At 65.6% G+C, this 14,991-nt stretch carries 11 protein-coding genes; all 11 read right to left on the bottom strand.

Translation table 11 applies throughout. The annotated features are described in order from the left end of the window. Nucleotides 1-12: 12 nt before the first annotated feature. Nucleotides 13-2,172, bottom strand: a complete 2,160-nt coding sequence (gene ligA, locus ACWGPT_RS18205; protein ID WP_452607046.1) for an NAD-dependent DNA ligase LigA — start codon at nt 2,170-2,172, stop codon at nt 13-15. Between the two features lie 63 nt (nt 2,173-2,235). After that, nucleotides 2,236-3,909, bottom strand: a complete 1,674-nt coding sequence (gene recN, locus ACWGPT_RS18200; protein ID WP_452607045.1) for a DNA repair protein RecN — start codon at nt 3,907-3,909, stop codon at nt 2,236-2,238. Between the two features lie 2 nt (nt 3,910-3,911). After that, a complete protein-coding gene (locus tag ACWGPT_RS18195) occupies nt 3,912-4,778 on the bottom strand; it encodes an outer membrane protein assembly factor BamD (protein WP_452607044.1) in 867 nt (288 codons plus the stop codon). Nucleotides 4,779-4,996: 218 nt separating this feature from the next. Next, nucleotides 4,997-5,953, bottom strand: a complete 957-nt coding sequence (gene lpxC / locus ACWGPT_RS18190; RefSeq protein WP_452607043.1) for a UDP-3-O-acyl-N-acetylglucosamine deacetylase — start codon at nt 5,951-5,953, stop codon at nt 4,997-4,999. A gap of 256 nt (nt 5,954-6,209) precedes the next feature. Then, nucleotides 6,210-7,967 (bottom strand): cell division protein FtsZ, encoded by a 1,758-nt coding sequence (gene ftsZ / locus ACWGPT_RS18185; protein WP_452607042.1) that lies wholly within the window; start codon nt 7,965-7,967, stop codon nt 6,210-6,212. 85 nt (nt 7,968-8,052) lie between these two features. Beyond that, nucleotides 8,053-9,381, bottom strand: coding sequence for a cell division protein FtsA (gene ftsA / locus ACWGPT_RS18180; protein ID WP_452607041.1), 1,329 nt, complete (start codon nt 9,379-9,381; stop codon nt 8,053-8,055). Beyond that, complete coding sequence (locus tag ACWGPT_RS18175) at nt 9,378-10,301, bottom strand: cell division protein FtsQ/DivIB (protein ID WP_452607079.1); 924 nt, start codon at nt 10,299-10,301, stop codon at nt 9,378-9,380. The genes ftsA and ACWGPT_RS18175 overlap by 4 nt, the downstream gene beginning before the upstream one ends. Beyond that, the gene (locus ACWGPT_RS18170) at nt 10,298-11,224 is read right to left on the bottom strand and encodes a D-alanine--D-alanine ligase (protein WP_452607040.1); all 927 of its coding nucleotides are present in this window, start codon (nt 11,222-11,224) and stop codon (nt 10,298-10,300) included. The genes ACWGPT_RS18175 and ACWGPT_RS18170 overlap by 4 nt, the downstream gene beginning before the upstream one ends. 261 nt (nt 11,225-11,485) lie before the next feature. Next, a complete protein-coding gene (murB, locus tag ACWGPT_RS18165) occupies nt 11,486-12,457 on the bottom strand; it encodes a UDP-N-acetylmuramate dehydrogenase (protein ID WP_452607039.1) in 972 nt (323 codons plus the stop codon). After that, a complete protein-coding gene (gene murC / locus ACWGPT_RS18160; RefSeq protein WP_452607038.1) occupies nt 12,457-13,869 on the bottom strand; it encodes a UDP-N-acetylmuramate--L-alanine ligase in 1,413 nt (470 codons plus the stop codon). The genes murB and murC overlap by 1 nt, the downstream gene beginning before the upstream one ends. Further along, nucleotides 13,866-14,990 (bottom strand): undecaprenyldiphospho-muramoylpentapeptide beta-N-acetylglucosaminyltransferase, encoded by a 1,125-nt coding sequence (gene murG / locus ACWGPT_RS18155; RefSeq protein ID WP_452607037.1) that lies wholly within the window; start codon nt 14,988-14,990, stop codon nt 13,866-13,868. The genes murC and murG overlap by 4 nt, the downstream gene beginning before the upstream one ends. Nucleotide 14,991 lies beyond the last annotated feature (1 nt).

The following is a 14,991-nucleotide window of genomic DNA, read 5'->3' as shown; positions in this document are numbered from 1 at the left end:
GCAAAACCGGGATCACCCCCCGATCAGGGCCAGCCATTCGTCCTCGTCCATCACCTCCACGCCGAGTTCGCGGGCCTTGTCGAGCTTGGAACCGGCGCCCGGACCCGCCACCACGTAGTCGGTCTTCTTCGAGACCGAACCGGCCACCTTCGCGCCGAGGCTTTCGGCCCGCGCCTTGGCCTCTTCGCGGGTGAATTTCTCGAGGCTGCCGGTGAAGACGACCGTCTTGCCGGCGACCGGGCTGCCGGCGGCCGATATCTGTTCGGCGGCCTGGGGCGTCACCTCCTGCAGCAGCCGCTCGATCACGTCACGGTTGCGCGGCTCCTTGAAGAACTCGACGATCGCCCGGGCCATCACCTCGCCGATGCCCTCGATGCTGTTGAGGCCTTCCCACGCCTCGCCCGACAGGTCCGCCGCCTGCTGCATCGCCTCGGAAAAATCCTCGTAGGTTCCGTAGGAGCGCGCCAGCAGCTTGGCGGTCGTCTCGCCCACATGGCGGATGCCGAGCGCATAGATGAACCGGTGGAGCGCGATGGAGCGCCGCTCGTCGATCGCATCGAACAGCTTCCGCACGCTGACGCGCCCGAACCCCTCGATGTTTTCGAGCTTGGTCAGCGGCGAGGCCTCCTGTCGCCTCTTCAGCGTGAATATGTCCGGCGCCGTCCTGATCGAGAGCGCCGGGTCCTCCGCTTCGAAGAAGAAGTCGATCTGCCTGGCGCCCAGTCCCTCGATGTCGAAGGCGTTGCGCGAGACGAAGTGCTTCAGGTGCTCGGTCGCCTGCGCGCGGCAGACGAAGCCGCCCGTGCAGCGCGTCACCGAATCGAGCTTCCCGGTCTTCTCGTTGCGCTCGCGCACCGCATGGCTGCCGCAGACCGGGCACTTCTTCGGGAACTCGTAAGGGACCGCGTCGGCCGGCCGCTTCTCCATCACCACGTCCAGCACCTGCGGAATGACGTCCCCTGCCCGCTGGACTATCACGGTGTCGCCGATGCGGATGTCGTGCTCGTCCTCGCGGATGCGTTCGCCCGAATTACCGATGCCCTTGATGTAGTCCTCGTTGTGCAGCGTCGCGTTCGTGACGACGACGCCGCCGACCGTGACGGGGGTCAGGCGCGCGACCGGCGTCAGCGCACCGGTGCGCCCCACCTGGATGTCGATCCGCTCGACGCGCGTGAAGGCCTGCTCGGCCGGGAATTTATGGGCGGTCGCCCAGCGCGGCGAGCGCGAACGGAAGCCGAGCCGCTGCTGCAGGTCCAGCCGGTCCACCTTGTAGACGACGCCGTCGATCTCGTAGTCGAGATCGGGGCGCTTCAGGCCGATCTCCGTATAGTGGGCGATGATCTCCTCGACCGAGGTCAGCCGCTTCATCAGCGGGTTGACGGGGAAGCCCCACTCCCGGAACTTCTCCACCATGCCCATCTGGGTATCGGCCGGCATTTCCGACATCTCGCCCCAGGCATAGGCGAAGAAGCGAAGGTTGCGGCTGGCGGTCACCCGCGCGTCCAACTGGCGAAGCGACCCGGCCGCCGTGTTGCGCGGGTTGACATAGGTCTGCCTGCCTTCCGCCGCCATCTTCTCGTTGAGCGCCAGGAAGTCGCTCTTCGTCATGTAGACCTCGCCGCGCACCTCGACGACCGACGGAACGCCCTCCGGCAGCCGGTTCGGGATTTCCTTGATCGTAAGGATGTTGGCGGTGACGTTTTCGCCGGTCGTGCCGTCGCCCCGGGTGGCGGCATTGGCGAGCCTGCCGTTCTCGTAGCGGATCGACATGGAAAGCCCGTCGATCTTCGGTTCGGCGGTAAAGGCGATCGAACCGTCCGGAAGCTTGCCGAGGAACCGGTAGACGGAGTTGACGAAGTCGCGCACGTCATCATCGGAAAACGTGTTGTCGAGAGACAGCATCGGGCGGGAATGGGTGATCGGCGCGAAGGTCGGCAGCGGCGCCGCCCCCACCCGAAGCGACGGACTGTCGGCCCGTCGAAGTTCTGGGAAACGCTTCTCGATCGCATCGTTGCGCCGCTTCAGCGCATCGTATTCGGCGTCAGAAATCTCCGGCGTGTCATGGCCGTGGTAAAGCTCGTCGTGACGCGCGATCTCCGATGCGAGGAAGGCGAGCTCCGCCGCCGCCTGCTCTTCGGTCAGGGTTTCCACTGCTGGGCGCGCGTCGTCCATGAAAGTTCACTCCGGATATGGAGTCGCTTTTTTAGTGCAAATCGGCCGGATGGGAAGACGCGTTCAGTCAGCCCCGGCGATTAGCTTCTTCGCCGCCGCGCGCGCCTCGTCGGTCACCGATGCGCCGGCGAGCATGCGGGCGATCTCTTCCGCCCGGTGTTCCGGCTCCATCGTCGCGACGCGGGTCGCGATCTTCTCCGAGCCCTCGCCCGCAGGCCCCTTGGAAATGAGCAAGTGGGTTGCCGCGCGTGCCGCGACCTGCGGCGCATGGGTCACCGAAAGGACTTGGACCGTCTCCGACAGCCGCTTCAGCCGCTGGCCGATCGCATCCGCCACGGCACCGCCGACGCCGGTGTCGATCTCGTCGAAGACGAGCGTCGGGGCCGAGCCGCGATCCGCCAGCGCGACCTTGAGTGCCAGCAGGAAGCGCGAGAGTTCGCCGCCCGACGCCACCTTCATGATCGGACCGGGACGTGTCCCCGGGTTCGTCTGGACATGGAATTCGACGGTGTCGATACCCTCGGCCATCGCCGCCTGCGGATCGCTGGCCACCTCCACCATGAACCTCGCCCGCTCCAGCTTGAGGGCCGGAAGCTCGTCCATCACCGCCTTCGCAAGCGCTTCCGCGCCATGGCGGCGCTTTTCCGACAGCGACAGCGCCGCCGTGTCGAACGCTGCTCTTGCAGCGACGGTTTCCTTTTCCAGCTGCGCGAGCTTCTCCTCGCCGGCATCGAGATCGGCGAGATCGGCGACCATCTTCTCCGCGAGCGCCGGAAGGTGGGCCACAGCCACCGAATATTTCCGCCCGGCGGCGCGAAGGGCGAACAGCCGCTCCTCGACGCGCTCCAGTTCGCGCGGATCGAACTCCGTCTTCCGGAGCGCCGCCTCGACTTCCATCTGCGCGTTCGAGAGGTTGTTCAGCGCCGCATCGAGCAGTTCCACGGTCTCCTCCAGGAGGCCCGGCGCCTCGTGGCTCTTGCGCTCCATCCGTCGCACCATGGAAGCGATGAGCGGCACCGGCGAGGCATTGCCGTTGAGGAAGTCCGAGGCCTCGGAAATGTCGCCGGCGATGCGCTCCGCCTTCTGCATCTGCGAGCGCCGCTCGGCGAGCTCGTCTTCCTCGCCGTCGCGGGGGCTCAGGGCTTCGAGTTCCTCCACGGAGGCGCGGATGTAGTCGGCTTCGCGCGCTGCCGCCTCGACCCTGGCGCGATGCGTCTTGAACGCCCGTTCGGCATCCTTCCAGCTGCGGTAGAGGTCACCGACCTGCTGTGCCTCGCCCGCAAGCCCGGCGAATGCATCGAGCAGGTTGCGGTGGGTATTCGTATCGGTGAGTGCCCGGTCGTCGTGCTGGCCGTGGATTTCCACCAGCAGCTGGCCGATCTGCCGCATCAGTTGGACGCTGACGGGCTGGTCGTTGATCGAGGCGCGGGTGCGTCCGTCGGCATTCTGGATGCGGCGGAAGATCAGGTCGCCGTCGTCATCGATGCCGTTCTCGCGAAGGAGCTGCCGGGCCGCGTGCCGGCCTTCGACGTCGAAGACGGCCGTGACCTGCCCCTTCTCTTCCCCGTGGCGGACAAGGCCGCCGTCGCCGCGCCCGCCGAGCGCCAGCGAAAGGCTGTCGAGAAGGATCGACTTGCCGGCACCGGTCTCGCCGGTCAGCACCGAGAGGCCGGATTCGAAATCGAGATCCAGCCGCTCGATCAGGACGATATCGCGGATCGAAAGCTGGACGAGCACGATCAGGCTCCGATGAGCTTTGCCCCGGCGCGAGAAATCCAGGAACCGCGGTTTTCACGAGGCTCGAGGCCGCCCGTCTGCAGCAGCTTGTAGGAATCGGCATACCACTGGCTGTCGGGGTAGTTCCGGCCGAGCACGGCGGCAGCCGTCTGGGCTTCTTCGGCGATCCCCATCGCGTAATAGGCCTCGACGAGGCGCGCGAGCGCTTCCTCGATCTGGTTGGTCGTGGGATAGCGTTCGACCACGGTGCGGAAACGCTGGATCGCCGCGAGATATTCCTTGCGCTCGAGGTAATAGCGGCCGACCTGCATCTCCTTGCCGGCGAGCTGGTCGCGCGCGAAACGGATCTTGGCCTGCGCGTCCTCGACATATTCCGAATCCGGATAGTCGTTGATGACCTTCGACATGGCATCGATGGTCTGCCCGGCCGCCCGCTGGTCCTGCGTCACGTCGGCGATCTGCTTGGAATGCGACAGGCCGACCAGATACTGCACATAGGCGGAATCTTCCGAATTCGGATACTGCTTCAGGTAGCGGTTGCCGGTGGCGACGGCCTCTTCATTGCGACCGAGCCGATACTTGGCGAAGGTGCTCATCACCAGCGCCTTGCGGCCCCAGTCGGTGAACGGGTGCTGGCGATCGATGGAATCGAACTTCCGGCTGGCTTCCGCGATATTGCCGGCCTTCATGTTGGCCAGGCCCTGATTGTAGAGCGTTTCCGGAGGATCGGTCTCGAATCCGAGCTTTGTGATGTCTATGTCCTTGTCGGACTGGCAGGCGGATACTGCGACGCCGGCGCAGACCAGAGCCATGGACACGAAGGCTACCCTCGCCGTTCTCTTCATTCCAACAGACCTCGCATAAGTCATTCGACAGTTCCCGATCGTCCCGCGCAACAGTGCCCATGCACAAGCAGGCCTTCTAGCCTTACAAGCAGGCGCGGAGCAACGCAATGCGGGGGCATTAACGCAATTTTGTGGCAGTATTCCCTGCTCGCGAGGACGGTCCGGGCGGATTGAAACTACGTATCGGATCAAAAAGAAAGGCCGCCCCCGAGGGAGCGGCCAGTTGGACTGGATAGGTGAGGTCAGGCCAGCCAGGCCGCGACTTCGGGCTCGTTCACGGGAACGAACTCGCCGGCGCGTACACGGGTGCTGCGTACGGGCGCCTCGACGATCTCGTAGGCCGTGGGATCGCTGAGCAGCGCCTTGAGCGCATTGGCGTTCATCTTGTGGCCGCCGCGATAGGAACGGTAGCAGCCGATGAACTGCGCGCCCGCAAGCGCCAGGTCGCCGACCGCATCGAGCGTCTTGTGGCGCACGAACTCGTCGCCCTCGTAGCGAAGCCCCTCGACATTGACGATCGTGTCGTCGTCGGAGATCACCACCGAATTCTCCAGCGAGGAGCCCAGCGCATAGCCTGCGGCCCACAGCCGCTCGACGTCGCGCATGAAGCCGAAGGTCCGGGCGCGGGAAAGCTCTTCCTTGAAGGAGGTGGCGGTCAGGTCGCCCTTCCAGCTCTGCCGTCCGATCAGCGGCGTCGGGAAGTCGATCTCGACCTCGAACCGCGTGCCCTCATAGGGACGGAACTCCGACCAGGAGGCGCCCGAATCGATCCGCACCGGCTTCACGACCCTGATATAGCGGCGCTTGGCGCCGAGATTGACGATGCCGGCCTGTTCGAGCGCCTCGATGAAGGGGAAGGAACTCCCGTCCATGATCGGCATCTCGCCGGCATCCACCTCGACCACGACATTGTCGATCGCAAGCGCGTAAAGCGCCGCCATCACGTGTTCGATGGTCGCGACCCACTTGGCGGGCGAGCCGCCCAGGACCGTGCAGAGATCGGTGGGACCGACGTGCGAGGACACCGCGCGGTATTCGACCGAACTTCCGTCACGGAGGCTGCGGCTGAACACGATGCCGGTGCCGGCCTCCGCAGGCTGGAAGGTGATGGTGACCGGGGCGCCCGAATGCACGCCGATGCCCGTCATCGTGACGGGGGCTGCAATGGTCGCCTGGAAACCGAGGAGTCCGACTGTCATTCTTCTTGCTCTCTTACGTATTGGTCCGGGTCCGGGATCCGGACGCCGACGGCAGGGGGAACCATCTGACGATTCACCTGCCTCTGTTGGCTACGTTCTACGCACTGTGCTGGAACATTCCAAATCACTGTTCATTTCGGATTGTTACGTGTGCAAGTCTCGGAAATGATGGACCTTTTGGCGGTCGTTGCAGAACAAAGCCGAAAGGCCCGAAACGCGAGTTTCGGGCCTTTCGTGAACGGGGTGCCGGGAAGCCTCAGATGTGCTGGCGGCGCAGGAAGGCCGGGATTTCCAGCTGGTCTTCCTCGTGGTGCAGGCCGGCCTGCGGAACGGCGCGGCCATGGTCGTCCAGCTGTCCACGGCGCGGGGCGTAGAGGTTGGCCTCGGCCGACAGCGGACGGCGCTGCTGCGACGCCGCGCTCGGCGCCGATGCGGTCATGTCCGCGGCCATCTGGTCGTCCTCTTCGCGGCGGCCGAGCGAATTGGTGATCCGCTTCAGGAGGCCCATCGGGCCGCGCTCTTCCTGCACGTGCTGCGCGGGATGAGCGCGGTGGTCCATCTCTGCCTTCACCACCGGCGGGAAGTCCTCGACCTTCGGCATGCGGACCGGCTCTACCGTCATCGACGGGGCAACCGACTCGTGGAAGGGCTGGGGTGCCATGCGCGGTGCCGGATGGTTGGCGACCGGTGCGGCCTGCGCCTGCATGAGCGGGGCCGCCGGAGCGCGAAGGACGGGGGCTTCAGCAGGCGCGGCAGCGAAGATCCGGCTCTGTGGGCGGAACTCGGGCTCGGCCGGGGCTGCGACGGGCTGCGGAGCAGGCTGGCGCGGCATTTCGGCGATTGCGAGTTCACGTTCCATTTCGGCTTCCGCCTGGCGGATGGTCTCGGCGATCGGGTCGACTGCGCGCGGCGCCTGGGCGACCGGAGCCGGCTGCGGTGCGGACGCGACCGGAGCAGCCGGTGCAATGGCCGCCGACGGACGGATCACCGGACGCGCAGCCGCGACGGCCGGGCGGGTATCGGTGAAGCGGCCGTCCATCTGCGCGGCACTGCGATCGATGCCGGTGGCAACGACCGATACGCGGATGAGACCTTCCAGCGCCTCGTCGAAGGTGGCGCCGAGGATGATGTTGGCGTCCGGATCGACTTCCTCGCGGATACGGGTTGCGGCTTCGTCGACTTCGAAGAGGGTCAGGTCGCGACCACCGGTGATCGAGATCAGGAGGCCCTGCGCACCCTTCATCGAAGTTTCGTCGAGCAGCGGGTTTGCGATCGCGGCTTCCGCGGCCTGCATGGCGCGGCCCGGGCCGGATGCCTCGCCGGTGCCCATCATCGCGCGGCCCATCTCGCGCATCACCGAGCGGACGTCGGCGAAGTCGAGGTTGATCAGGCCTTCCTTGACCATCAGGTCGGTGATGCAGGCGACGCCCGAGTAGAGCACCTGGTCGGCCATCGCGAAGGCGTCGGCGAAGGTGGTCTTGTCGTTGGCGATGCGGAAGAGGTTCTGGTTGGGGATGACGATCAGCGTGTCGACCGACTTCTGCAGTTCCTGGATGCCGGACTCGGCAAGCCGCATGCGGCGCTGGCCCTCGAAGTGGAACGGCTTGGTGACGACGCCGACGGTCAGGATCCCCTTGTTGCGCGCGGCCTGCGCGACGACCGGAGCCGCACCCGTGCCCGTACCGCCGCCCATTCCGGCCGTGACGAAGCACATGTGCGTGCCGTTCAGGTGGTCGACGATCTCGTCAAGGCATTCTTCGGCGGCGGCGCGACCAACTTCCGGCTGGGAACCAGCTCCCAGACCCTCGGTGACCTGGGCACCCATCTGGATGATCCGGTCTGCCTTGGTCATCGTCAGCGCCTGCGCATCGGTGTTGGCGACGACGAAGTCGACGCCCTCGAGGCCGGCCGTGATCATGTTGTTGACGGCATTGCCGCCGCCGCCACCGACGCCGAAGACGGTGATGCGGGGCTTCAGTTCAGTGATATCCGGCTTCTGCAGCTTGATTGTCATGGGTACCGTTCCTTCTAACTCTGGCCGCATCGCCGCCGGCCGGTTCATTGCTGTTCTTCGTGCCGCCCCCCTCTCGGGACAGGCGTCAGAAACTCTCCTTGAGCCACTGGCCCATGCGGGCCAGCCGACCGTTTCCATTGCCGAGCGAGGTTATCAGCCCCCCCTGCGAAGCATGCGTCTCCATCTCCGCGACCTGCGGATAGATCATCAGCCCGACAGCTGTGGAGAATGCGGGTCCCTTGGCTGCCACCGGCAGACCGGAAATCCCCATCGGACGACCGATACGGACATTGCGGGCAAGGATCCGGCGGGCCGTTTCCGACAGGCCGGTCAACTGGCTGGCGCCGCCGGTCAGGACGACGCGCTTGCCGACGATCGGGCTGAAGCCGGACTTCTCGATCCGGTCGCGGATCAGTTCCAGCGTTTCCTCGATGCGGGCGCGAACGATCCGGGTGACCAGCGAGCGCGGAACCTGCGTAGGCAGGTCGCGGTCGTCTTCGCCGATCGGCGGGATGGCAACCATGTCGCGCTCGTCCGCACCGTTCGCGAGAGCCGAGCCATGCACGACCTTAAGGCGTTCCGCATCCTCGATCCGGGTCGAGAGCCCGCGGGCAAGATCGGTGGTGACGTGGTGGCCGCCGAGGCTGATGGCGTCGGTATGGACGAGCTTGCCTTCCGCGAAAACGGAGATCGTCGTCGTTCCGCCACCCATGTCGATCGCGGCGCAGCCGAGTTCGACCTCGTCGTCGACGAGCGCCGCAAGGCCGCTGGCATAGGGCGTCGCAACCATGCCCTCGACGGAGAGATGGGCGCGGTTGACGCACAGTTCGAGGTTCTTCAGCGTCGCGCGCTCGGCCGAAACGACATGCATGTCGACGCCGAGGAGATCGCCGAACATGCCGAGCGGGTCGCGGATGCCGCGTTCGCCGTCGAGGGAATAGCCGGTCGCCAAAGAGTGCAGGATGGCACGGTCCTGGCGCTGCGACTGCTGGCTTGCCGATACGAGGACACGGCGCAGGTCCGCACCCTCGACCTCCTGGCCGCCGAGATCGATCGTCGCGGTGTAGACGTCGCTGGCGAGACGGCCGGCGGAAACGTTGATGATCAGGCTGTCGACAGTCAGTCCGGCCATGCGCTCGGCGGCATCGACGGCAAGCCGGACGACGCTCTCGGCCGCATCGAGGTCTGCGATCACGCCGGACTTGACGCCACGCGAACGCTGGTGGCCGATGCCGATGATCTCGACATTGTGGGTCCGTCCCGGCAGCACGAGGCTTTCCTGGCGGGGCGTCAGCCGGCCGATCATGCAGACGACCTTGGTCGAACCGATGTCGAGCACGGTGACCACGTGGCTGCGCTTGGAGGAAAGCGGCTTGAGGCGCGGCAGGAAATGACCCGAACCGAAGAGGCTCATGAGCGCACCCCTGCTTTCTTGAGTTCCTTGGCCCGCAGTTCCAGCGCCGCGTTGCGACGTTCCAGCGCGCCCTGCGACAGCTGGATGGTGGTGCGATCGTCGAGCCGCAGGTCGACGGCGGCGATGTCGCGCTCCAGCACGCCCTGCTCCGCCTCGAGGCGGGACAGGACCGCGAGCGCCTTGTGAACGCCCTGCTCCGGCAGCCGGAGGACGATACCGTTGTCGAGATGGAGGTCCCAACGGCGGCCGGCGACGCGGACATAGGCGCGAACGCGGCTGCCAAGCTCGGGCCATCCCGACAGTTCCTCCACGAAGGCGGCAGCCCTCGTCTCGGCGTCGCGACCGACGAAGAGCGGCAGCGAGGCGAACTTGCCGTCGCGCAGCGGGCCGATGATGGCGCCGTTGCGCTCGATCAGCGACAGCTCGTTGCCGTGCTGCCAGATCCCGAAAGCCTTGCGCTCCTTGAGCGTGACTTCGATCGTCTTGGGATAGACCTTGCGAACTTCCGCATACTCGACCCAGGGAAGTTCGGAGAGCTTCTTGCGGGCGGCCTCGATGTCGAGGGCGACGAGCGAGGTCGTGCCGTCCAGGCCGAGGAGCTGCAGGATGTCGATTTCCGACGTCTGCTCGTTGCCCGAAACCCGGACATCCTCGATCGCGAAACCAGCCGAGGCGGTCACCGCCTGCGAGACGACTTCCGTGTGACCACCGACGGACATGCCGTAGAGACCGACCATGCCCATGAATGCGAAGGTGGAGGCCGTCCCGATATGACGCGGAATGTGAACGCGTCCCGTGGCCAGACTGACGGCAAAACGGACCACGCGACGGAGCGGACGCGGCAGAACGCGACGATCCTCACCCGCGGGGAAAGCCAGGGGAACAGCACCCCTGAAACCGACAGAACTTTTGCGGCTCAACGCAGACACGACGCGTCCTCCACCATCCAACGCACGAGATCACCGAACGACAGGCCGGCATCCGCGGCCATTTCGGGCACCAGCGAGGTGGGCGTCATGCCGGGCTGGGTATTGACCTCCAGCCAGATCACTTCGCCATCCTCGGAAAAGCGGTCGTCGTAGCGAAAGTCCGAACGACTCACGCCACGGCACCCCAATGCCTGATGCGCCTTCAGGGCCAAGGATTGAATCTTTTGGTAAACATTCGATGAAATCCGCGCAGGCAGAATATGGGTCGACCCGCCATCCGCATACTTCGCGTCGTAGTCGTAGAAGGCATTGCCGGTCGGAACCACTTCGGTGACACCGAGCACCTTGTCGCCCATGACGCCGCAGGTCAGCTCGCGACCATGGACGTAACGCTCGACCATCACCGCGTCACCGTAGCGCCACTCGTCCGACCCGAGGATCTGCGGCGGGTGCGACTGGTCGGCCTTGACGATGACGACGCCGAAGGACGAACCCTCGCGAACGGGTTTGACGACGTAAGGCGGCTCGATCGGATGACGGCTGCCGATATCGAAGCGGATCATCACCCGCGCCTCGGCGACCGGCAGCCCTGCGGCCTTGGCGACATGCTTGGCCTGCCCCTTGTCCATGGCGAGCGCCGAAGCAAGGACGCCCGAATGCGTATAGGGGATCTGAAGATATTCCAGGACGCCCTGGATCGTGCCGTCCTCACCGAAAGGGCCATGGAGGGCGTTGAATGCGACGTCCGGGCGAAGCTCGGAGAGCACGGCGGACACGTTGCGATCGACATCGACGCGCGTCACCCGATAGCCCTCGCCCTCGAGGGCCTCAGCGCAGGCGGCGCCCGAAGACAGGCTCACGGGCCGCTCGGAGGAAAACCCTCCCATCAGAACAGCCACATGCTTGCCACTCATCGAACGACCTCCGGAAAACCACGCACCTTGCACAGCCTTGCTTGCGCGGACCTGTTCCCGTGGCGATTCCGGACCCCGTCGCGCAGGTTCCATACTGCCGGCATATGGTTAACAAACCGTTTACTTTCGTTAACCGGCAGCGAAAAGGCGTGGAATTTCAATCGTTCCCGCCGGCAGTATGAATCTGATTCCAGACATGAAAAAAGGCTGCCAACCCTATGGTCCGGCAGCCTTTTGTCAGAAAAGCCTAATTCAGCACTGTCAGCTGGCAGCGCCCTGGAAAGGCTTCACCTCGCGGCCGGGCATGAAGATGCCGAGCCGCTTGATCTCCCATTCGAGCTTGATTCCGGAGTGATCGAAGACTCGCTGGCGAACGGTCTCGCCGAGATATTCCAGGTCGTAGCCGCTCGCATTGCCGGTGTTGATCATGAAATTGCAGTGGAGCGACGACATCTGCGCGCCCCCGCAGACGAGCCCACGGCAACCGGCTTCGTCGATCAGCTTCCAGGCGGAATGGCCGTCCGGGTTCTTGAAAGTCGAACCGCCGGTCTTTTCCTTGACCGGCTGGACGGTCTCCCGGTGCTGGCGCACCGCATCCATCTCCTGACGGATGTTGGCGCGCTCGTCCGGATAGCCTTCGAAGATCGCGTGGGTGAAGATCAGGTCGGCCGGTGCGCCCGACTTGCGGTAGCCGTAGTCCATCTGCGCCTTGTCGAGGACATGGATATTACCCTGCCGGTCGACGGCGTGGACCTCCACGAGGCGATCCGCCGTTTCGGTGCCGTTCGCCCCGGCATTCATCCGAAGCGCGCCGCCGATCGAGCCGGGAATGCCGTAGTAGAACGCGAACCCGCCGACGTCGTGGTCCATCGCCATGGCCGCGACATGCTTGTCGGGGCAGATGGTGCCGGCGCGGATGCGGTTTTCCCCGGCGAGATCGACCTGGCCGAACCCCTTCGCCGAGAGGCGCAGCACGACACCCGGAATGCCTCCGTCGCGAACGAGCAGGTTCGAGCCTACCCCCACGACCGTCAGCGGGACCTCCGCCGGAAGGATCTTCAGGAACGCGACGAGATCGTCGACGTCGTGCGGCTGGAACATCAGTTCAGCCAGTCCGCCGGCCTGGAACCAGGTGACGCGGTCCATCGGCGCGTCCGGCGTCAGCCGTCCGCGAAGATCCTTGACGCCTTCACCGAGCGAGGCCAGCAGTTTTTCACCATGCACCTGCTTCATTACGACTGTCCCGATATGCTTTCCAATTCCCTGGGCAGTGCCGCTGCCCATTGCGTGATGTTGCCGGCTCCCAAAAGAACCACGAAATCACCCGGGTTCGCAATGCCTGCGATGATCGGGGCAAGCTCGCCGGGACCCGAAATATAGCGCGCGTCGCGGTGGCCCGCAGCGCGGATCTTGCCGACCAGCGGCTCGGCGCCGACGCCGTCGATCGGATCTTCCCCGGCCGCATAGACCGGCGCCAGGATCACGCTGTCGGCGTCGTTGAAACAGGTCGCGAACTCCTCGAAGAGGCTGTTGAGGCGGCTGTAGCGATGCGGCTGGTGCACGGCGATGATCCGCCCCGAGCACGATTCCCGCGCCGCCCGCAGCACCGCCCGGATCTCGACCGGATGGTGGCCGTAGTCGTCGAAGACGGAAACCCCGTTCCAGGTCCCGGTCAGCGTGAAGCGACGCTTGACGCCGCCGAAGGCCGCGAGCCCCTTGCGGATGTCCTCCTCGGAAACGCCGAGCCGGTTGGCGACGGCGATGGCCGCGGTCGCATTGGAAATGTTGTGACGGCCGGGCATCGGCAGGGCGAGGTCCTTGAAGCTGAAGACCCGGCCCGTGCGGCGGCGGCGGATCTCCACGTCGAAGATCGCCTTCGTGCCTTCCATGCGGATGTTGGAGAAACGCACGTCGGCCTGCGGGTTCTCGCCGTAGGTGATGATCTTGCGATCCTCGATCCGCGCCGCGAGCGCCTGGACTTCCGGATGATCGATGCATAGCACCCCGAACCCGTAGAACGGCACGTTCTCGACGAACTGCCTGAAAGCCTCGCGGACGGCATCGAAGCTGCCGTAATGGTCGAGATGCTCGGGATCGATATTGGTGACCACCGCGACATCCGCCGGCAGTTTCAGGAAGGTCCCGTCCGACTCGTCGGCCTCGACCACCATCCACTCGCCCTCGCCCATTCGGGCATTGGTCCCGTAGGCGTTGATGATGCCGCCGTTGATGACGGTGGGGTCGAGGTTGCCGGCGTCGAGCAGCGTCGCGACCATCGAGGTCGTCGTCGTCTTGCCGTGCGTGCCGCCGATGGCGATCGCATTGCGGAAGCGCATCAGCTCGGCGAGCATTTCCGCGCGCCGGACGATGGGCAGGAAGCGTTCGCGCGCGACGACGAGTTCCGGGTTGTCCTTCCTGATCGCGGTCGACACGACGACGACCTCGGCGTCGCCGAGGTTTTCGGCCTGATGGCCGACGCTGACCGGAATACCCTTCTCGCGCAGCCGCTGGACATTGGCATTGTCCGAATGGTCGGAACCCTGGACCCGATGCCCGAGGTTATGGAGTACCTCGGCGATACCGCTCATTCCGATGCCGCCGATGCCGATGAAATGAACGAGCCCGATGGCCTTCGGCATCTTCATGAATGTGCTCCTTTGAACGTCTCGATCGGTTGACGGCCGGAAATAGCTACAACCAGGTCGGCGAGCAAGGCCGACGCATCCGGATGTCCCGCCTGGCAGGCCGAAGCCGCCATCCGTTCGAGGCGCTCCGGTTCCTTCATCGCCGACGAGATCATCCCGGCCAGCCGTTCGGGCGACAGGTCCGCCTGCGCGACAACCTCCGCCCCGCCCTTGGCGACGAGCGCCGCGGCATTGGCCGCCTGGTCGTGGTCGAGCGCATGCGGATAGGGAACGAATATCGCCGGCCGGCCGATCACGGCGACTTCCGAAACGGTGGAGGCGCCGGACCGGCTTATGACGAGATGCGCCGACTGCATGCGTTCGGCCATGTCGCCGAAGAAAGGCGATACCTCGGCCGGAACCTCGAGCGAACGATACTTCTCCACGACGGCCTTCTGATCCTCCGCGCGCGCCTGCTGCGTGACCCGAAGCCTGGATCGGTCAGCACCGTCGAGCAGCGCGATCGCCGCGGGCACGGCGGAGGAGAAGAACTGCGCGCCCTGGCTGCCGCCGAAGACGAGGAGGCGGAATTCGTCGGACCCCCGGGATGCGACATATGGCGATCCGGCAGCCTCGAGCACCGCGGGACGTACCGGATTGCCGGTCGTCACCGTCTTTGCGGAATGGGCGCCGCGGTCGTCGGGAAGGAAGCCGCCGGCAATTGCCTGCACGCGCGATGCGAGCGCCTTGTTGGCACGGCCCATCACGGCGTTCTGCTCGTGGATCAGCGAGGGGACGCCCATCGAGGTCGCGGCCAGCAGCGGCGGCACGGTCGGATAGCCGCCGAAGCCGATGACGGCCGCCGGCTTCAGCCGGGCGACCAGCCTGCGCGCGGCTCGCAACCCCCTCCAAAGGGTCCATCCGGTGCGCAGCATGGCGAGCGGGTTCTTCGACCCGAAGGTCGCCGAGGGGACGACGTGGATCTCGTCTGCGGGGAAAGTCCCGGCGAAGCGCTGGGCACGCCGATCGGTGACGAGATGGACGGAGTAGCCGCGCGCTTTCAGCTCATGCGCCAGCGCCTCGGCGGGAAACAGGTGTCCGCCGGTCCCGCCGGCGGCAAGAAGGATGATGCCCTTGGTCATG

The sequence above is a fragment of the Pseudorhizobium sp. NPDC055634 genome (assembly GCF_053618655.1).
The sequence above is the reverse complement of the archived record's forward strand: the minus strand, read 5'-3'. Positions and strand labels throughout refer to the sequence as shown.